Origin of the sequence: Desemzia sp. FAM 23990, from assembly GCF_045528485.1 — a bacterium.
In the GTDB taxonomy this organism is placed as follows: domain Bacteria; phylum Bacillota; class Bacilli; order Lactobacillales; family Carnobacteriaceae; genus Desemzia.
Window position 1 is genome coordinate 18,019 of the sequence record NZ_JBGQQW010000030.1, and the last position, 19,677, is coordinate 37,695.

General features: G+C 39.1%; 19 protein-coding genes. 13 read left to right on the forward strand and 6 right to left on the reverse strand.

Annotated elements, in window-relative coordinates; all coding sequences use genetic code 11:
• Positions 1 to 167: 167 nt before the first annotated feature.
• From ACEN4I_RS11445 to ACEN4I_RS11470, 6 genes are all read left to right on the forward strand, one after another.
• Entirely contained in the window at positions 168 to 740 is a 573-nt protein-coding gene (locus tag ACEN4I_RS11445) for a Dps family protein (protein WP_407127773.1), read from the forward strand.
• A gap of 137 nt (positions 741 to 877) precedes the next feature.
• On the forward strand, positions 878 to 1,618 hold the full coding sequence (locus ACEN4I_RS11450; RefSeq protein ID WP_407127775.1) for a Crp/Fnr family transcriptional regulator: 741 nt from the start codon (positions 878 to 880) through the stop codon (positions 1,616 to 1,618).
• A 193-nt stretch (positions 1,619 to 1,811) separates the two neighbouring features.
• Positions 1,812 to 2,186: a hypothetical protein gene (locus ACEN4I_RS11455; protein ID WP_407127776.1), complete on the forward strand. Its 375-nt coding sequence runs from the start codon at positions 1,812 to 1,814 to the stop codon at positions 2,184 to 2,186.
• Positions 2,171 to 3,025: a prolipoprotein diacylglyceryl transferase gene (gene lgt, locus ACEN4I_RS11460; RefSeq protein WP_407127778.1), complete on the forward strand. Its 855-nt coding sequence runs from the start codon at positions 2,171 to 2,173 to the stop codon at positions 3,023 to 3,025. The genes ACEN4I_RS11455 and lgt overlap by 16 nt, the downstream gene beginning before the upstream one ends.
• Before the next feature lie 131 nt (positions 3,026 to 3,156).
• A complete protein-coding gene (locus ACEN4I_RS11465; protein WP_407127780.1) occupies positions 3,157 to 3,390 on the forward strand; it encodes a heavy-metal-associated domain-containing protein in 234 nt (77 codons plus the stop codon).
• Between the two features lie 320 nt (positions 3,391 to 3,710).
• The gene (locus ACEN4I_RS11470) at positions 3,711 to 5,615 is read left to right on the forward strand and encodes a heavy metal translocating P-type ATPase (protein ID WP_407127782.1); all 1,905 of its coding nucleotides are present in this window, start codon (positions 3,711 to 3,713) and stop codon (positions 5,613 to 5,615) included.
• A 149-nt stretch (positions 5,616 to 5,764) separates the two neighbouring features.
• Here the strand turns inward: ACEN4I_RS11470 and ACEN4I_RS11475 are convergent, their stop codons facing one another.
• Positions 5,765 to 6,142, reverse strand: coding sequence for a pyridoxamine 5'-phosphate oxidase family protein (locus tag ACEN4I_RS11475; protein WP_407127784.1), 378 nt, complete (start codon positions 6,140 to 6,142; stop codon positions 5,765 to 5,767).
• A gap of 298 nt (positions 6,143 to 6,440) precedes the next feature.
• Between ACEN4I_RS11475 and ACEN4I_RS11480 the strand changes: the two genes are divergently transcribed.
• Positions 6,441 to 7,634, forward strand: a complete 1,194-nt coding sequence (locus ACEN4I_RS11480) for an ATP-binding protein (RefSeq protein WP_407127786.1) — start codon at positions 6,441 to 6,443, stop codon at positions 7,632 to 7,634.
• A gap of 1,150 nt (positions 7,635 to 8,784) precedes the next feature.
• Here ACEN4I_RS11480 and ACEN4I_RS11485 read toward each other — a convergent pair.
• The 3 genes from ACEN4I_RS11485 to ACEN4I_RS11495 all read right to left on the reverse strand — a co-directional run bounded on the left by ACEN4I_RS11485 (position 8,785) and on the right by ACEN4I_RS11495 (position 12,745).
• A complete protein-coding gene (locus ACEN4I_RS11485; protein ID WP_407127788.1) occupies positions 8,785 to 9,495 on the reverse strand; it encodes an SWIM zinc finger family protein in 711 nt (236 codons plus the stop codon).
• Complete coding sequence (locus tag ACEN4I_RS11490) at positions 9,492 to 12,026, reverse strand: DEAD/DEAH box helicase (RefSeq protein ID WP_407127790.1); 2,535 nt, start codon at positions 12,024 to 12,026, stop codon at positions 9,492 to 9,494. The genes ACEN4I_RS11485 and ACEN4I_RS11490 overlap by 4 nt, the downstream gene beginning before the upstream one ends.
• A 329-nt stretch (positions 12,027 to 12,355) precedes the next feature.
• Complete coding sequence (locus ACEN4I_RS11495) at positions 12,356 to 12,745, reverse strand: GNAT family N-acetyltransferase (protein WP_407127792.1); 390 nt, start codon at positions 12,743 to 12,745, stop codon at positions 12,356 to 12,358.
• Between the two features lie 276 nt (positions 12,746 to 13,021).
• On the opposite strand from ACEN4I_RS11495, the gene ACEN4I_RS11500 reads away from it, so the two are divergent.
• The 3 genes from ACEN4I_RS11500 to ACEN4I_RS11510 are packed head-to-tail and all read left to right on the forward strand — an operon-like array spanning position 13,022 to position 14,931.
• Complete coding sequence (locus ACEN4I_RS11500; RefSeq protein WP_407127794.1) at positions 13,022 to 13,375, forward strand: helix-turn-helix domain-containing protein; 354 nt, start codon at positions 13,022 to 13,024, stop codon at positions 13,373 to 13,375.
• The gene (locus tag ACEN4I_RS11505) at positions 13,368 to 14,252 is read left to right on the forward strand and encodes an ImmA/IrrE family metallo-endopeptidase (RefSeq protein WP_407127796.1); all 885 of its coding nucleotides are present in this window, start codon (positions 13,368 to 13,370) and stop codon (positions 14,250 to 14,252) included. Before ACEN4I_RS11500 ends, ACEN4I_RS11505 begins: the two co-directional genes overlap by 8 nt.
• On the forward strand, positions 14,242 to 14,931 hold the full coding sequence (locus ACEN4I_RS11510) for a hypothetical protein (RefSeq protein WP_407127797.1): 690 nt from the start codon (positions 14,242 to 14,244) through the stop codon (positions 14,929 to 14,931). Before ACEN4I_RS11505 ends, ACEN4I_RS11510 begins: the two co-directional genes overlap by 11 nt.
• Before the next feature lie 127 nt (positions 14,932 to 15,058).
• Here ACEN4I_RS11510 and ACEN4I_RS11515 read toward each other — a convergent pair whose 3' ends face one another.
• Entirely contained in the window at positions 15,059 to 15,643 is a 585-nt protein-coding gene (locus ACEN4I_RS11515) for a GNAT family N-acetyltransferase (protein WP_407127799.1), read from the reverse strand.
• Between the two features lie 468 nt (positions 15,644 to 16,111).
• On the opposite strand from ACEN4I_RS11515, the gene ACEN4I_RS11520 reads away from it, so the two are divergent.
• The gene (locus ACEN4I_RS11520) at positions 16,112 to 16,657 is read left to right on the forward strand and encodes an RNA polymerase sigma factor (RefSeq protein ID WP_407127801.1); all 546 of its coding nucleotides are present in this window, start codon (positions 16,112 to 16,114) and stop codon (positions 16,655 to 16,657) included.
• Between the two features lie 59 nt (positions 16,658 to 16,716).
• Here ACEN4I_RS11520 and ACEN4I_RS11525 read toward each other — a convergent pair whose 3' ends face one another.
• Positions 16,717 to 17,646, reverse strand: a complete 930-nt coding sequence (locus tag ACEN4I_RS11525) for a competence protein ComK (protein ID WP_407127803.1) — start codon at positions 17,644 to 17,646, stop codon at positions 16,717 to 16,719.
• A gap of 510 nt (positions 17,647 to 18,156) precedes the next feature.
• Here ACEN4I_RS11525 and ACEN4I_RS11530 point away from each other — a divergent pair.
• A complete protein-coding gene (locus tag ACEN4I_RS11530; RefSeq protein ID WP_407096291.1) occupies positions 18,157 to 18,669 on the forward strand; it encodes an ABC transporter substrate-binding protein in 513 nt (170 codons plus the stop codon).
• Entirely contained in the window at positions 18,666 to 19,655 is a 990-nt protein-coding gene (locus tag ACEN4I_RS11535) for a peptide ABC transporter substrate-binding protein (protein WP_407127805.1), read from the forward strand. Before ACEN4I_RS11530 ends, ACEN4I_RS11535 begins: the two co-directional genes overlap by 4 nt.
• Positions 19,656 to 19,677: the final 22 nt, after the last annotated feature.

Below are 19,677 nucleotides of genomic sequence, written 5' to 3' on the forward strand. Positions count from 1 at the left end.
CTGTGATCTCAAATCCTACATCAAGAGAAAAAAATTTTTTCTTGATGGGCATCAATTTTTTTGCAGACATTTTGTCCTATATTAAGTTCAACAAAGAAAAAGGAGGCATCGATCGAAGCTGTAGGGAACAAAAAATCATTTTAAACAAACTATAGGAGGAATGAATCATGACTGAAAATAAACCAACTCAAGAAAAAACAGCCCAAGAAAGGTTGCAAGCCGAACAAGAACACAAAGAACATGTCCATCATACAAAAATCAACGCAGCGGCTATCGCGGATCACCTTTTAGGAAATATGCATTCGTTACATGTGAAATTGCATCAATACCACTGGTACGTAAAAGGTCCAAACTTCTTTACGTTACATGAAAAATTTGAAGAACTGTATAACCAAAACGAAGAATGGTTCGATAAACTGGCGGAGCGCTTGATCACTTCGGGTCACAAACCTGCTTCCACAACGGCTGAATTTGAAAAATACTCCATGCTTTCAGAAAATGCGGTCAATAAATACGCTGAAGCAGAAGAAATGGTTGAGAACATTGTCGACGATTTCAGAAGCACCCGTGAACTAACCGTTCGCGCTATCCGTTTAGCACAAGATGAGGGCGATGATGCTTTAGAAGACACCTTGATTGCTTTTAAAAATGATGTAGATAAAAATATTTGGATGCTGCAAGCGTTTATTGGCAAAGAAGCTTTGGAAGACGATGATGCTTTTGATGAAGACGAAGAGTAGGTCTTTTATAAACACACATTAAAAAACGGAAAATTTGGAGTTGGGATTCTTTCCAGCTCCTATTTTTTGCCGTTAAAATAGTTTTCTTGATGGGCGTCATTTTTTTGTGGTGCAGACCTTATATACTACATACAGGAATGAAAATAAAACAGATAAAGGGGAAGAATGAGTTGACTCAACACAACCAACCACATGCACTAGGAGACCACTCAGCTTGCATCCGCTTGGTTTCGATATTCAACCATTTGGAAGACAGCTCGATGGATCGTATTGCTGAAAAAGCCCGCACGAATCATTATAGAAAAGGCGAATTTCTATTTCGCTCACAAGAAAGAGAGGGTGCCTTGTATATTGTGAATCGGGGGAAAGTTCGTATCTATCGCTTGTCCGACTCTGGCAAAGAACAGCTGATTCGCATTCTGAATCCGGGTGACTTTACTGGAGAATGGACTTTATTCAATCCTTATGCTTTGCATGAGGAATACGCAGAGGCTACTCGAGATACCTCTGTTTGCATGATCCAACAAAAAGATATACAGGGGTTTTTAGAAGAGTACCCGGCAATTTCGTTAAAACTGCTCGCAGAAATGTCGCAACGATTAGAACATTCAGAACGGCAGACAGCTCAAGTGGCAGTAGAACATGTGGTCACCCGGTTGATTTTATTTTTGGTCGAAAATATAGAGTCTGAAATGAACAATTCTCCTATCATCACTCTGCCGATGGCGAAAAAGGACATCGCTTCCTATTTAGGCACAACTCCTGAGACTATCAGTCGTAAATTTGCGGAATTGGAGGAAGAGGGACTGATCCAACAGCTACCTGAGAAAAAAATTAAGATTCATGATGTAGATGATTTATTGCTTTACAGTGAGTAGCCAAGAAATGATCTCTAAAAGGAAGGCTTTTGAGAAAAAGTATGTCCGATTTAGTGAATAAACGGGTACACGTTCTTCTACATGTCTGAGTTCTGTCGTCCCTCTTCATTAACCACGAGATAAAACTCAGTGCCGTGGCTTTTCTTTCTAGCGAGGTTATCAAGCAAATCGGGAAAATAAGGAGTGAATTAGAGTGCATCATTTTTGGATCACGGTTGCTACTACGTTATTAACAGCAGGGATTCTCTTGTTCAGTCCTTTAGCCGGGAACACAACTGGCGAAATAAGGAGATTTAACGTTGTTGAGACAGGTACAGCTGTGGAAAGAGAGCAAGTCATGTATTACATAAACAACACTCAATTGGATAAATCAGAGGAGCTTTTGACAGGAGATGGTGTCATCGGAAACGAAAAAGTGACGTATTACCAACTGAATGAAAAGGTGGAGGAAAATTCATTCTTAAGCTGGCTGTCCTGGAATTCAGCAGGTATTTTGTTTATCACTATCATGGTCAGGATTACGCGAAAAAAGGAGGAAACGGAGCAAATAAAATGGAATACGTATTAGGTATTTTGAACCCCCACGCAGTGGAGATTGGTTCATTTGTGATCCACTGGTATGGAGTGATTATTGCGGCAGCCATATATGTGGCTCTCCAGTTGAGCACTAAGGAAGCAACGAAAAGAGGACTGGAAGAGGATACCGTCATCGATATGGCCTTATGGGCGATTCCGATTGGTCTCATCGGTGCTCGGTTTTACTATGTGTTATTTGAACTTGATTATTACCTGCAAAATCCGAGTGAAATCTTTGCGATTTGGAATGGCGGCATTGCAATTTATGGGGGATTGATTGCAGGAGGGATTACGCTATATAGGTATGCAAAGAAAAGAGACCTTTCTTTGGCACTTATGTTAGATATTTTAGCGCCTAATGTGTTGTTAGCACAATCTATTGGCCGCTGGGGGAACTTTATGAATCAAGAGGCGCATGGTGGACCAGTTACCCGTCAATTCTTGGAAAAACTTTATTTACCTGAATTTATCATTGAACAAATGAACATCAACGGTACTTACTACCACCCGACCTTTTTGTATGAGTCCTTATGGAGTTTGTTGGGATTTGTTTTAATCGTGACTCTGCGAAACCGCAAACAGTTGTTACGCCGAGGGGAAGCTGCCTTGAGTTACGTTTTGTGGTACTCAGCGGGCCGGTTCTTCATTGAAGGCATGAGAACGGACAGTTTATGGATTGGCGATTGGATACGGGTTTCGCAAGCGTTGTCTCTGGTCTTGTTTATTAGTGCGATTGTAGTATGGGTTCTGCGCAGACAAGACTATCCGCCGATTCCTTATTATTCTGATGGCAATAAGGAGCGGAAAAAGGCTGTTAAGATGATGAATTGAGCAGAAAAAGAAGCGCAAAACTTGATCTGCGACAAGTTTCATTTGCCGAAAGTGGGCTATACTATAGATGTAAAGAGAAAAAGGCCTATTGTTGCCGATAAAATAAAGAACAGACGAAGGAGAAATGAGTCATGGAAAAAGCTACATTGCAATTAGAAACGTTGTCTTGTCCAAGTTGTATGCAAAAAATTGAGGGGGCACTAAAATTGGTTAATGGAGTGGATAAAGATAGTATCAAAGTATTGTTCAACTCCAGTAAAGTCAAAACCAATTTTGATTCAGCCGTCACTTCGGTTGAAGATATTCAAAAAGCGATCGAAGAGGTAGGCTACCCGGTGTTGAATACAAAAGTAAAAACAGCTTAACCCATCAATAAATGTCTTTCATAAACAAGCAATCCTGTAAGAAGAGAAATCTTTTTAAGGGTTGCTTTTTTGTTGCCTTCATTTAGAAGCGGTTTATCTCAACAAAGATGGATCAAATAAAGTTAAACTTCCAAACTTGACAGTAGTCAATTTTTATCCAATCGAAAGACTTTATAGTAATCAATGTAAAGAGGGAGCTGCATTCAAAATAAAAAATGAATTCTTTTTTCACAACTTGACGGCAGTCAAGTTGTTACTGAAGCGGTTATCTTATACTACATGTATCAAGAGCATCATTACTGAATTTGGAGGGAAAAAACATGCAACATTATATATTAAGCAAGAAAAATGTCATTACCGTTATCAGTGGATTGTTGATCGCATTAGGATTCTTCAGTCACTTTGTATTAGAAAATACCGCACTTTTTGAATGGTCTTTGATCATCGCATCTATCTTTGGGGTCGCACCGATAGCCATTCAAGCGTTACAAGCTATGAAAGTCAAAGTCGTCAGCATTGATATTCTGGTCAGTATTGCAGCAATTGGCGCACTCTTCATTCAAAACTATGAAGAATCAGCTATTGTCACGTTCTTATTCTTATTCGGACACTATTTGGAACAACGGACATTGAAGCAAACGCGCTCCGCTATCAAAGAGTTGATGGAAATAGCACCCGAAAGCGCCTTGAAACAAATGGACAATGGGGATTTTGAAGAAGTGGAAGTGGAGGATGTCGACGAAGGAGACACCTTGCTAGTTAAAACCGGCGCAAAAGTACCTGTAGACGGTACCGTAATTTCAGGCGCAGGGCATATCAATGAAGCCAGCATTACCGGCGAATCAGTACCCGTCAATAAAGCTGCTGGTTCCGAAGTTTTTGCGGGTACCATTTTAGAAAACGGCACGATCCAAATTCAAGCAGACCGTGTCGGTGAAGACACCACATTTGGAAAAATTATTGAGTTGATAGAAGAAGCTCAAGATTCTAAATCGGAAGCCGAACGCTTCATTGACCGCTTTTCTAAATACTATACACCCGCTGTCTTGGTGCTGGCATTTGTTGTTTGGCTGGTTAGTCAAGACATTGAGTTAGCAATTACTATATTGGTATTAGGCTGCCCAGGTGCATTAGTTATCGGGGTTCCGGTTTCAAATGTTGCTGGTATCGGAAATGGCGCTCGCAACGGCGTACTTTTAAAAGGCAGTGAAGTCATCCAAGACTTCAGCAAAGTGGACACGATTGTATTTGATAAGACGGGTACCTTGACTGTTGGAAACCCAACTGTTGCTGAGACGGAACTGTATGAAACAGATTCTGCTGAAATGCTAGGCTACCTAGCCAGTGTGGAACGGGAATCGGATCATCCTTTGGCAAAAGCGGTCTTAGAACAAATTGGGGAAACGAACATCTCTGCTGTTGAAAAAACAGAAGTAGTGAAAGGCGGCGGAATCGTTGCAAGTGTAGATGGACATAGAGTGGCTGTTGGGAATGTGGCACTGATGGAAAAAGAAAACGTCACCCTCAACAAAAAAGCCCAAAAAGATGTCCAGCGGTTTGAACAACAAGGAAATTCTCTAGTATTGACAGCGGTCGATGGTGAATTAAAAGTACTGATGGGCATTCGCGATCAAGTCCGTCCGGGCGTCCAGGCCAATCTGCAAGAGTTGAAAAACTTAGGCGTGAAAAATCTAGTCGTCCTTTCGGGAGACAACCAAGGAACTGTGGATGTTGTAGCCAGCGAACTCGGATTGAGCGAAGCATACGGGCACATGTTGCCGGAAGATAAATCAGCTTACATCGGAAAACTGCAACAACAAGGACAAATTGTGGCCTTTGTTGGTGATGGCGTCAACGATAGTCCGTCTTTAGCATTAGCCGATATCGGTATCGCAATGGGAAGTGGAACAGATGTAGCCATTGAGACATCCGACGTCGTCTTAATGAACTCAGATTTCAACCACTTGCCTCATGCATTAGGATTAGTAAAAGCCACCGCAAACAACATGAAACAGAATATTGTGATTGCCATAGGAGTTGTGTTGGTCTTGCTGATGAGCGTTTTCTTCAGTGAATGGATGAACATGTCGATTGGAATGCTAGTTCATGAAGGCAGTATTTTATTAGTTATCTTCAACGCGATGAGATTGATGAAGTTCAAATTGAAAGGCAGAAGGAAGCAAGTAGAAACTGTGGCACGAACAGAAACAGTAAAAGCGGCATAAAGTGTATTGAAATAAGGACAAAATATAAGACTCATTCCTGACATTGATGAATAGGATCATCAACGTCGGGAATGAGTCTTTTTATAGGCTGGAATAGTCCAATCTCTTAGTTTGTGAAATGTATAGCCTAAATAACTTAATCATTTAGGTTAAAGGAGCTGTTTAGCTGACTCCACAGTTACTTCAAGTAATTTATTCATAAAAGGAAATTCTGCTTTCATTTGTTCAAATTCAGCGCCAGAATCTGTAAAATGTGCTCGACCTTCTACTAAGAAGCCGGTACCTTGGTAGTTGTTGAATCCTTCTACTTCACGGCTGCCTAATGTTAAAATAATGCGGTCATTCTTAGCAACATCACCTTGGACACTTGTAAATCCTGCAATAGGAGCTAAAATGCGTTCATCCTCTGTAATGCGTAAATAGGAATTCCAAGTGCACCGCACGTTGGGTTTATCGTCGTTTCCCCATGAAGTTATAGAAACAACGCCCTCATGCTGAGTGACTGCATAAAATGTTTGACTTAACATATTTTTTCCTCCTTCTATTAACCATTGTGACGTTTCTATTATACATAAATGCGAACACTTGTTCAATATGAGGAGAAGAACTTCGTGAAGCATATTATGTTTCATGCAACACTAGTGAGAATAAATAGAAGTTTTTTTATTTTTGCAAAAACTGGAGTTTCTATTTCTGATAGACACTTATATCCCTTTACACTGGAGTCGCACTTCACATTTAGCAATAATTACATAAAATTTGAAGTTAACTTCAAATAATGTTAATTTTTAATAAAAATAGAAGATTGTTTTCGGAGGGACTGTAATGTTTCAAAGACCAGCTTATCTTAATCAATTGATTAAATTTAAAGACTCTGATTTTATAAAAGTTATTACAGGAGTACGTCGCTCTGGAAAAACAGTTCTCTTAATGCTTTTTAAAGAGCAGCTAAAGCAGAAGGGAGTATCCGAAGATCATATTATCTATATGAATTTTGAAAGCTTTGAATATCAGACAATTACAACGGAAGAAAAGTTTCGTGACCAGTTAAATAAGCTGCTTCCCAAAGATAATAAAAAAATCTATTTATTATTTGATGAGATTCAAGTCGTAAAAGGATGGCAACGTGTCGTAAACGGAGTTCGAGTAAGTTTTGATAGTGATATTATCATTACAGGTTCAATTGCAAACATGTTATCTGGTGAGTTAGCTACGCTTTTAAGTGGGCGTTATATCGAAATTCCAATCTACCCACTTTCATTTCGTGAATTTTTAAGCGTAAAAGGAATTGAAAGGGATTCACGGAAGGTAGATAGCGCTTATAATGAATACGAAAAATACGGGGGATTTCCAAGTGTTGTTACTGCAGAAGAATCTCTTAAAGATACCATTTTGTCAGGAATTTTTGATACCATTGTTTTAAATGATGTGGCGCTGAGATCGGGTGTAAAAGATCCTACCGCCTTGAAATCCATTATCAGCTTTTTGGCAGATAACGTTGGTCAATTAGTCAATGCCTCAAAAATTGTTAACACTTTAAAAAGTGAGGGTGTTGAAACAACGACACATACTGTAAATCGTTATTTAGACTTACTTGAGAACGGCTATCTATTTTATCGTGCAAAGCAATATGACATACGGGGACGAGAATATCTTAGAACCAATGGCAAGTATTTTATTGTAGATGCTGGGTTACGAAGAAATGCAATTGGTAGAAAAGATGGCAATTATAGTAATCGATTAGAAAATATAGTCTATATAGAATTACTGCGAAGAGGTTATACAGTTGATGTTGGCAGACTGGATAGTAAAGAAATAGATTTTGTGGCACGAAAGTTAGACGAAACTCTTTACGTTCAAGTAGCATATGAACTACCTAATAACACACATGAAACGGATAACTTATTGAACATAAAAGATAATTATAAAAAAATAGTCGTCACAGGTAGATATCATGATGTAGAACAAATAGACGGCATTCCGATTATCTACATTGCAGACTGGCTGCTGTCAGATTAGGGTGTGTCTTAAAACTATGGTTAGGAATTATTTGACATGGGTGATGAAGAAAGCCGATTGAACATCAAGGGGAAACTCGCGGTGATGAAGAAAGCCGATTGAACATCAAGGTGAACCATCTGGTGATGAAGAAAGCCGTTTGAGCATCAAGGTGAATCAGCTGGTGATGAAGAATAGCGATTGAACATCAAGGTGAACCTGCTGGTGATGAAGAATAGCGTTTGAACATCAAGGTGAATCAACTGGTGATGAAGAAAGCCGATTGAACATCAAGGTGAATCAGCTGGTGATGAAGAAAGCCGTTTGAGCATCAAGGTGAACCATCTGGTGATGAAGAAAGCCGTTTGAACATCAAGGTGAACCATCTGGTGATGAAGAAAGCCGATTGAACATCAAGGTGAAACTCGCGGTGATGAAGAATAGCGTTTGAACATCAAGGTGAACCTGCTGGTGATGAAAAATAGCGATTGAACATCAAGGTGAACCTGCTGGTGATGAAGAATAGCGATTGAACATCAAGGTGAACCATCTGGTGATGAAGAAAGCCGTTTGAACATCAAGGTGAACCATCTGGTGATGAAGAAAGCCGATTGAACATCAAGGTGAACCATCTGGTGATGAAGAAAGCCGATTGAACATCAAGGTGAATCAGCTAGTGATGAAGAATAGCGTTTGAACATCAAGGTGAATCAGCTGGTGATGAAGAAAGCCGTTTGAACATCAAGGGGAAACTCGCGGTGATGAAGAATAGCGTTTGAGCATCAAGGTGAACCTGCTGGTGATGAAGAATAGCGATTGAACATCAAGGTGAACCTGCTGGTGATGAAGAATAGCGATTGAACATCAAGGTGAACCTGCTGGTGATGAAGAAAGGGAGTTTTTTTTGAAGCCGTTGTATTAATAAGCCGTTGTTGCTCTAGAATAAATAACTAGACAACTTTGACTTTCAGCCAACGTTACGATGAGGAACCAAAATTTTTTATTTCTTGTCAAAGTAGTTTTAAGACACACCCTAATTGGAAGACCCGATAGTGGTGAACTAGTGGAGAATATTCGTCATCGCTCTTTTTTCGTAGGACGTGTTTAAACTTGCTTGACACCACCCTATCAAAAGCAGCATTTGATAGGGTGCATCTCACTGAGACAATCTCTACAAATCAAAAAGATCAATAATTGAATCGTCTTCAATAATTCGACTGGATGTTGCAGTATGCGCATTTTCTAATAATGTCGTCATTTTTTCTTCAACGGATTTTTTGATTAAAGCGGTCGTATCGATTCCCCGCAATTCGAATAGAAGCAGCGGGTCCAAATCCAATTTAGCGCCTACAGCGTAAAGAACTGCAGAAACATGCTTGCACATATGTGCCCAATCCGGACAATTACAAGAGAGGTTGATTTCATTTAGATTAGGAAACAAACCGTTCTCGCTGGTCAAAAAAGTTTCAGCGAGTGTTTTAGGGAATTGGCCATTCGCTAGAGCCTCTAAACTCTCAATATGGCCGCCGATTTGTTGGACCAACCGTTGATCAGTAATAGGATCGATTGCAATGTCTACTTGATACAATTTTGAACCGCTGCCGCAGACAACGCCTTGAATGACTCCTTTTTCAATCGTTAAGTCAAAGACAAAACCGTTTTTGATGTAAGAACGCCCGCGGTCGATGCGGTTATCATAATCGGCATAGTGTTTTAAATGATCGCACCACACTTTTCCCCAAAAGGAAGCAGCGATTTTGGTGCCTTTGATCAGGATAGGTTGAGCACCAGGATGTTTTTTTTGATAGGTTGTCAGTTTTCGTGCAGCTTTTTGCTTTTTTTCAGCCATACTTTCATAGCTGTAAAAATCATAACTCGTCATCCGTTATTCACCTCCAATGTAAAGAGATTCCTTAAGTCATCGTTGCTCATTTCGGTCAACCAATTCTCACCGCTTGTTTCAGTGATCAAATCGTTGGAAAGTTGTGTTTTTTCAGCCAACAGTTCATCGATTTTTTCTTCGATCGTTCCGCTGGTCACAAATTTATACACAAAGACATTTTTTTCTTGTCCAATTCGAAATGCTCGGTCAGTAGCTTGGTTTTCAATGGCTGGATTCCACCATCGGTCAAAGTGGATCACGTGATTTGCAGCCGTTAAATTTAGGCCCACACCACCGGCTTTTATGGAAAGGACCATATACGGTGTGTACGTATCAGGAGCGTTAAATTGTTCAACCAGCTCTCCGCGTTTTTTTACGGGAACGCCGCCATGTAAGACCAACCCCGATTGACCAAAAACTTCTGCTAAAAAGACATTGAGAGGCTCGCACATTTCTTTAAATTGCGTAAAAATCAATACTTGCTCGTGCTTGTCACGAATCGTTTCGCAAATGTCTCGCAACGCTTCAAATTTTCCGCTGAGTTTAGGTTTGAATTCTTGATTGCCTAAATACTGGTCAGGATGGTTGCAAATTTGCTTGAATTTAGAAATCGCCGCTAACACTAAACCTTTTCGTTGAATGCCGTCAGTGGCTTCCAGCGATTTTTCAATATCTCGTTGAAGACCTTTATACAACGCAATCTGTTTTTTGGAAAGGGAAACGTATTCTTTCTGTTCGTTTTTTTCCGGCAGATCAGAAATAATGCGGTGATCGGTTTTCAACCGTCTGAGTATAAAAGGCGAGATCATTTGACGTAAAGCTCCATAGTCAGTGCCTTTTTTGATTTGTTTTCCAAATTCCGTTTTTGAACCCAACAGTCCGCTATTTAAAAAATCAAAAACACTCCATAAATCAGATAGCCTGTTTTCAATTGGGGTCCCGGTCATCGCAATTTTTGCGCGGGCTTTCAGGGCTTTGATACTTTTAGTCTGTTTGGTTCCTGGATTTTTAATGGCTTGCGCTTCGTCTAAGATCAAAAGGTCAAACCGCTCTTCTTTAAGAGCCTCTATTCTGGCAACCATACCATACGTCGTGATAAGCAAATCAGCTTCTGCGTCTTGAATGAAGTTATTCTTTCCATGTAAGACTTGGATCCGCAAATGTGGTGCAAACCGGGCAGCTTCTTTCTTCCAGTTTTCGAGTAAAGAAGCTGGAATAACTAAAAGAGTACGTTTGTTTTCTTGGCGCAGAGAATCGAGTAAAGCCAAGATTTGCACGGTTTTTCCTAAACCCATATCATCCGCTAATAAAGCACCAAAGGTCTGTTCTTGCATAAAGTTTAACCAGTTATAGCCTACTAACTGATAAGGGCGCAGGTCAGCTTGAAAAGATTTTGCAGGTTGCTCTTGTTGGATTTGAGTGGGTGTGGTCATCTGTTGAAAAACAGTTTGCAGCCATTGACCATTCGTTGTTTCAATCAAAGACTGTTCTTCTTCCTCAGAAATTTGCTGCTGCCGCAAAGCATCAAAAAGAGTCCATTCGCTGTTTTCTTTCGTATCGTAAGTCGTTAATAACTGCTGCAGTTTTTGGTGATTGATTTCCACCCATTTGCCTTTCAAGAAAGCCAATCCTTCATTTTGTTGCAATAAAGCTTCAATTTCTGCTTTTGAATAGCGGTCTTCGCCTAAATAGATTTCTGGTCTGCCAGCTAAAAGAGCATCCATTCCAACTCTGCTTGGTTTTGTATCGCCAATGGTTACTTTGATGGTCGTCTTGCGTTCTTTTTTCCAAAAATCAGGAATACGGCAAATGACTCCTTGCTCTTCATAAAGAGCTGTTTCTTTTAAAAATTGATAGGCCTCGTCTTCATTGAATCGTAAAGGTGAAAATAATTCCCCTGATTCAACCAATTGAGAGATGAAAGCAGATTTATCAGCAACTCGTCCAACAGCGGACAGTAAAGAGAGCATCTCAGAAGACTCATTGAATTCTGTAAGTGCATTTTTTAGAGGCATATGACTGACTCTGTCTTGATTCTTAGTCGCATAGGTAGCTAAAAAAGCGAAAGGAAAGCCGTCTTGTTTGTTTTCAACTAAATGAAAGTAAACCCTGCCCGCAATGATGATCTCCTTGTTTTTTGATTGAATGTATTCAGAGACACTGCCTTGAAAACGGCTCATTTCCTCATTAAAAATCATTGCCAATTCTTGGTGAACGTTTTTCAGCCATTGAACAGTAATAAATTCATGGCCGATGGCAAAAGGTGCCTTATTCATAAGACTTTGATAAACCGTTTCTGAAGGGAATTGAAAGGTGCGAGTGACTTCAATTTCTCCGTCATTTTTTAATGCGGAGACAAACTCTTGCGCTACATTGAATAGATAGGCAATCGAGACATCCGTTTCTACTGTCTCTGAAGAAAAAACTTGTTCATAAAGAGTGCGGAATGGAGCTTTTTGTAATGCACGTTCAAATTCTGTTGTTGGGTTTTCAATATAAAAGCCTTTTTCTAAAAAAATCGCTTGTGCCATATGTTTATGTAGTCCTTCCTTTTGAATCATCTCATTGAAAAAGCAGCCAACCGGAATAAAGTTTCTTTTAAGATTATTATACGATGTTTAAGATGCAACTGAAAGCAGAAGGGGAAAGTTATAAATTACTATTGGGGTTTGGTAAAATAAGGTGAGTAAATAAAAGGATTTGATTTTATGGAAAAAGAAAGAGCCGTAACTTTTATCGAAAAAGCTGCGGCTGCTGAATTAGGGATTGTTGCATAAATCGTTCCCGATATTTTTTCCTTTGCTAAACTGTTAGGAGAATGAAGAGCTTTTATTTAATGCTCAATCACATATAAACGTTTTTAAATCTCCAAACCAGCTAGAATATCCATCACTTTTTTGTATTCTGGATTAGGTCTTCCATCTAAATTTTTATCTGTAATCTCAAATTCCAACTTTTGATACAATCCAATAGCTGCATGGCTCCAAGTTTGAGTATGCAAGTAAACAGGAGACGTGTCTTCCAGAGTTTGCAGTGTCTTAAGTGTGCGAGTCATTATCGCTTTTGCGAGACCTTTTCCTTGGTAACCCGGTTTTACTGCTACCCAATGAACAAGCGGGTAACGATTACCGTTGGGTGTTTCTTTCCACCATGCTGAAGAAGTCGCGATTTTTTCTCCTGAAGCATCTGTGATATGCCTTAGATAGAAACGACACTTTATAGTGTAAGAACTGAAGATTCTTGAAATCAAAGTAACAAGTATCTTAGAAATATCGTAATTACATTAAAAATGGATGGAATAAGGAGTGTTAATTAAACAACAATAAACTAAATCCCTGCAGTTACTTCATATTCTTTAAGAAATTTTTAGCCAAGATACAGAATAATTAATGAATATGTAATTTTAAGCATCATAGTTTATGAATTTATGAAATTAAAAATAACATTTCTGCGAATATTGATTATTTTTGACATTAGTAGTATCATATAGGTGAAGATAGATTTACTATTCTGTCTAGGAGGTTTTATGATGAAAAAGCTGTCTATAGATAAATTAGCAACTATAGTAACAAATAGAAGAAAAGAGAAAAATTTTACTCAGGAAAATCTAGGGGAGTTAACTGGTATCAATAGGATTATGATAAGTCGTATTGAAAGAGAAGACTTTATTCCATCTGTTACGCAATTAGAAAAATTAGCGGACATACTTGAATTTGATATTGCAGATGTATTTATTGAAAAAGAAAAGGAAAACTCTTTTGTCGCACTAAGAAGCGAAGCGCTAAGCGATAACGAAAAAGAAGGAGTAGAACAACTCTTTAAAATGATGATCTCTCTGAGACAACAAACGCTGCTAAGGAGAAAGATTGAGAATGAATGAACCTACTAAGCTTAATGAACTACAGTTAGAGGAAATTCGTAAACTTGCTAGAGAGCGTCGTCAGTCTCTTGGATTTGTTGGGGAAGCTCCCATTGCAAATGACATTTTTACAATATTGGATCAGCTAGACATTATGTTGCTCGAATACCCTATCGAATCTGAAAAAGGGAAGCCCGCTTTTTCAGCAGCCATTATGTATTCAGAAGAAGGTGGAAAAGAGCTTGTTTTTATAGGGGTAAATACTGCTGATTATTACGACAAACAAATCTTTGCCATTGCTCATGAGTTGTATCATTATTATACAAAGACGGGGTCTCATCTTAGTCGATTAGATGACGAAGAAAGTAACGCAAACGAAGCAAAAGCGAATCGTTTTGCCGCAGAATTTTTATTGTCAGAAGAAAATTTAAAAGGGATTGTACTTGAAGAATTTAAGGTATCTTCTTTAAAAAATATTTCTGATAAAACTCTTCTTCGTTTTATTGCGCGTTTGCACTGTACCTATTGGCTTCCTTACCACTCTCTTATCAAAAGATTAAGTGAAATAAAAGCTATCACGCAAAGACAAAGTAAACAACTCTATGCTATTGATGAAAGAGCCGCAAACAGTGAGTATTTTAAAACCGGGTTAGCTATCAATAAGGAAATTTTTAACAAATTAAATACCATCACAAAAAATACGGGTACCTCAGCTCAGAATATTGAAATTATTTTACGTAACTTTGAAGACAATCTTATTGATGAAGAAAAGTTTGCTGATACACTAAGCCTTTTCAATAAAAAACCAGAGGAATTTGGCTACGGCACCACTATATCCGATGAAGATATAGACGAGCTTAATGCTTTTTTTGCTGTGGAGGATAATGATGAAGATTAATATCCAAAAGCCTAATCCCGCACTTATTAGCATTTTTGAAGATCCTAATCAGATGATTACTTTAGATGCTAATTTTTTAATTCCGCCCTACCGCAAACATGCTAACCGTGGATTTAGTTTTTCTCAATTTAAAGAAGTATGGCTAGATCCTATTTTCTCAGCTTTTCCAAACTTAGCTATTCATGAAGCTGTTTATGAAGAATTACTCCAATCTTCTGTTCAAAACTACGTAAAAGACTTACTAGGAGAAAAACCAGCCAAGATTATTCTTCATAAAGACTCTGACCTTACTTCAGTAGAAGAAGGCGTAAGAAAGTTAATTGAATCCAGAGTTTATAAACTTACTAATTATGACCCGGTAATTGATAATAAAGATGATCGTGGAGAAGTAAAGTCGCTTGCCTATATAGCAGCTAAAGGATTACTTTATTTTGCAGCTCATGATTATAATGCTATCCAACTTGTAGAAAAGGCTGAAGAATGGTCAACTGGACTGGATAATGTACAAGCTATTCAAATGTATGAACTTATACACTATCTTTATGCAAAAGGTCTAGGAGAGAATAAAGCGCTTCGTTTTTTGTATAAATATCAATATTACTTAACAAAACATGAAAAAGAAACAAATCTCGAATGGGGAGAATTTATACGTCATATGAATATGTTCTATCTAAGTTGAAACAATCCAGCAATAAGTTTGAAGAAAATAACTTTTCGTCTCACAAAACAGTCTCCTGTTTTACTTTTATCGTATTGTTTCAGCTCCGCGGACAAATTGAATAAAAGGATTAAATCGATTGAACGATTTAATCCTTTTTTGAATTCTCCAAACCAGCTAGGATATCCATAGCTTTTTTATATTCTAAATTAGGACTTCCATCTAATTTCTTATCTGTGATCTCAAACCCTAACTTTTGGTACAAGCGAATGGCTGCGTGGCTCCAAGTTTGAGTATGGAGATAAATAGGAGAGGTGTCCTCCAGAGTTTGCAGTGTCTTAAGTGTGCGAGTCATCATAGCCTTAGCTAGTCCTTTTCCTTGATAGCCTGGTTTTACTGCAACCCAATGGACAAGCGGGTAGCGATCACCATTAGGAGCTTTTTTCCACCAAGCTGAAGCCGTTCCAACTTTTTCTCCTGACGGATCTGTGATAAATAGCATGCGCTGTTTCAACTCTTCTGTGTAAGGAGCAAACGACCTTTCAAAATAATCCAATGCTTGTGTTTCATCCTCAAATTCTGCGACAGCCGTTTCAATAGCGGCCCATTCACGTTCATCGCCTTCCTGGTAAAATGTAAATTGAAATCCTTCAGGTAAAGCTTGTTCCTTCACTGGAAGCTCGCGCTCTCGAGACATCCAAATTTCTGCATAAGGGATTGATTTATCCAACAAAAAAAGCACCTCTTTCTTTTTTGATAGTTGAGTTAACTGTACCATTTTATGGTTGTAAAGTTAAATGGATTCTTTCTGTATCAGGAAGGATTTACTAGCTGCATGAATAAATCGGTAGTTTTTTGGTTATCCAAAGATGTATCGAAAACAGCTGAAGTTATAGCTTATTTCAAGTTTGGTCTGAAAACGATGGAGTTTAATCCATTGACGGACAAAATGGCACTATTGTGCTGTTCCTGATTTCTAGATAAGGAATCTTGGATTTCATTTGTCTATTTGAAGAGAAGAAGTGCTGGTTTGAATAGGTTCGTGTAAATTAATCATTTAAGCTGTTTTGCCGCTAAACTTTCTGTAACAGGGATCTTTGGCGGCTTTTTTAGTGTGTTTGCTTCTTTGTCGGATTAGTACGAGAGCGGTATTCTACAAGTGTACAAGGCCTTGTAACACCACTTGAAGGATATGACAGAGATGTTGAGAAAATTAGCGGAAGAGAATGAACGGGATTTTTTTGATCAGTATTCGGGGATGGTTCATGGAGCATTAAAACGATTGGGTGTTTGGCATACGCACCCAGATTACGATGACTTTGTGCAGCAAGGTCTGTTGAAATTGGTAGACGCTTACGAAAATTATCCAAATGATTTGGAGCAAGCGGAGTGTTTGAAGCAATTTGGCGGCTATGCGTACCAAAAAGTGTATTGGCACATGATTGACCTGATGCGGAAGCACAAGCGCCAATGGGAAAGTGAGATGGCTTGGCCTGAAGACTTAGAAGGGCAGCAACCAGACACGCATGTATCGATTGAGCAAGGGTATCAGGAAATGGATTTGCTGAAAAACATGTTGCCGTTGTTAACAGCGACGGAACAAGCTTATTTAGTGGATGCAGTCGTCAATCGGATGTCAGTGACGGAAATTGCTCAAAAGCAAGGGGTTAGTCGAAAGACGGTTTATGAATGGAAGAAAAAAGTAGCGGTCAAATTGGCTTGCTTTTTAGAGAACTTGAAAGCGTAAAATTAAAAAGGAGAAGCAGCTTATGCCAAGTGACTAGTGGCATGGGCTGCTTCTTGTTTTTAGGATTCAGTGGGTGGTTCATTTTTGAGGTCTTTTAGAAAGGCTTTTTTAACTTCGACGATATAAGGGTTATCTTCTCCGAAAATTTCTTCAATGATTTCATTTACCTGATGCATCGCCATATAAATCAGAATTTTTTTCAATGGATAGTAGTTATACTGTATCGAATGAGTACTTAAGTATTTTTCTACAGGGTTCAATACTGTAGTATATTGCAGTTCACTAGTGTAAGGAGACAGCCTCATTAGTTGAGCGACCATTTTGTCTTGCAACAATTTCAGAACTCCAGCCCGTTCGATTTGTTCTCGGTAGCTGTGAGGAGAAATCATCAATTGCAGTTCATGATGGTTTTGGAATTGCACTTGCATATAGTTCCCTTTTTTATGTTCTTCTTCTCCGCAAATGTGGTGCAATCCATACCAGCTAGCAGGTTCTTTAGCAGTTCCTTTCTCGGGAACAAATATTTCAAGACCGGATATAAAAGGACATTTTTGATGAATGCCTACAGTCTTGCCAATGTATTGAACAAATTTATAATCCAACGGCTTTTGATTGAAATAGCGTTCCATGATTGTTTTCGAATCCTCTGTGGACACTAATGGTGGTTCATTTATCTGGAAGACAATTGTGTTATAAGGAGTATCTTTCCTATCTCGAATGTCTTTGACATAGAAAGTGTCGGCGTTGACTAAGATATGCGCTTGTTCCAAACTAGCAGCTAATAGAGTCGGAAGATTAGTATCAGTAATCAACATAGGCTGAAGCCTTTTTCGAGTAAAGGTGGTTTCGTAATAATAATCTGATTCATTTATTTCATTCGTATGCTGAATAGATTGTTTTGGTAAAAAGTATGCTTGCGATAAATAATAAGCCTTTCTCCAGTTATTGTAATACCCTCGATGCTGATTGTGATCAAAACCCTCTTCCATTCTTCCAACTCCATTTCATTTTCATTTTGTGATAAACTTAATTATGATTATATTGTAACCGTTATCAATCGTGAATGCATCAAGTATTTTTAAGTTTAACTCATTTTTCTAGTCTGTTTAGAGCAGGTACCTGGTTCAGGGAATGTTCTTTAAGCAGACAGGCCAGTAAGTACCGAAACTGCACGGTAGGTAGCAATAGGTGTACAAAAAAAGAGGACCTAATCAAGCCGTAAAGTAGGGTGACCGAGAAAAATTTGACATCAATTAAACTCTCTTCTCCATTGACATTATAAATCTGTCATGTTAATTTAATCATAATCTAATTTCAGGAATGAGGAACGTATAAATGAAGAAAAAGAGTTGGTTTTTATTGAGCGCAAGTTTGGTGTTGCTTGGAGCTTGCAGTAATGACGGTGGTTCAGAGAGTACAACCGCTGTTCCGGACGAATCAGGCGGGGCTCTGTAGCGCTTGCAGCGGATCAAACGATTAATTTATCGGTGACCAATGAATTGGCTACAGCTAACCCGTTGTTTATGCAAGATATCCAAACGACAACTGGCGGTAATCAGTTTTACGAAGGATTGTTCCGGCTGGATGAAAAAAATGTGGCTCAGCCAGCACTTGCTGTGGACTATCAAGTTTCCCAAGATGGTCTGACCTATACATTCCAATTACAAGAGGATGCAAAATGGTCCAATGGAGATCCCGTAACTGCGCATGACTTTGTTTATGGGTGGCAGAAGGCAGTCGATCCCGATACAGCCGCTCCTTATGCCTATATGTTTGAACCCGTTGTAAATGCTGCTGAAATTAACCGCGGTGAAATGGAATCGGCTGAATTGGGGATAGAAGCCACTAGTGATACCGAATTGGTCGTGCAGTTGAACGTACCGGTTTCTTACTTGCCGGAGATGTTAACGAACCCGTACTTCTTCCCGTTAAATGAAGCGTTTGTTGAAGAACAAGGAGATGCCTATGGAACTTCCGCTGAGACGACTCTTTCCAATGGGCATTTGAGTTGATCAATTTGGAAAGTGGCGCGCAATCGTGGTCTTATGTGAAGAATGAAGACTATTGGGATGCAGAGAATGTAACGTTGGAGACCATCAATATGCAAGTTACCAAAGAAACAGGAACGGCTTTAAACTTATATGAATCTGGACAATTGGACAATGTCTTGCTTTCAGGAGAATATGCTCTCCAAATGCAAGGAAGAGAAGACTATTTAACAGAAAATATTGCTAATACCAGTTTCTTACAATTCAATATGGAAAATGAATCGCTTGCCAATTTGAATTTGCGCAAAGCAATCAACGCTGTTATCAATCGAGATGACTTGGTGAACGTTATTCTTGGTAACGGATCTCGTCCTACTACAGCTTTTGTGCCGGATAATTTTGCAGTAGACCCTGAAATCGGGGAAGATTTTACTGCATGTCAGCCCGATTATGAAGGGTTTGATTTGGACGCTGCTCAAGAATACCTCGATGCTGCCAAACAAGAATTAGGAACCGATACGATTGAGTTTGAATTGACTGGTGATGACGACGAAACGAGCAAAAAAGTCAGTCAATATATTCAAGGGGTAATCCAGAATAACTTGGAAGGTGTTGAAGTTACTATCGTCAATATTCCAAAAAACAACCGCATCACTAAAGGTGGAAGTGGAGATTTTGATGTGATATTAGGCGGCTGGAATGCCATTATTCCCGATCCAGTAAATATGTTGGATCTAGGGCATAGTGAGACGACTTTTAATCATGGTCACTACGCTAATCCAGAGTTTGATGCGTTGTTGGATGCAGCGGAAGGCGAGCATGCGAATGACGAAGTGCTGCGTTTTGAAGATTTACGGGCAGCGGAGACGATTTTTGTCAATGATGTAGCTGTCGCACCACTTTATCATAGTTCGGAAGCCTTTTTATGGGACCCCGCTATTCAAGGAATCGTGCGGCACTCTGTAGGCGCCCGTTATGATTTCAAAGATGCTTATGTAACAGCAGAATAAAAGAGAAAAGGAAGAGTAAATA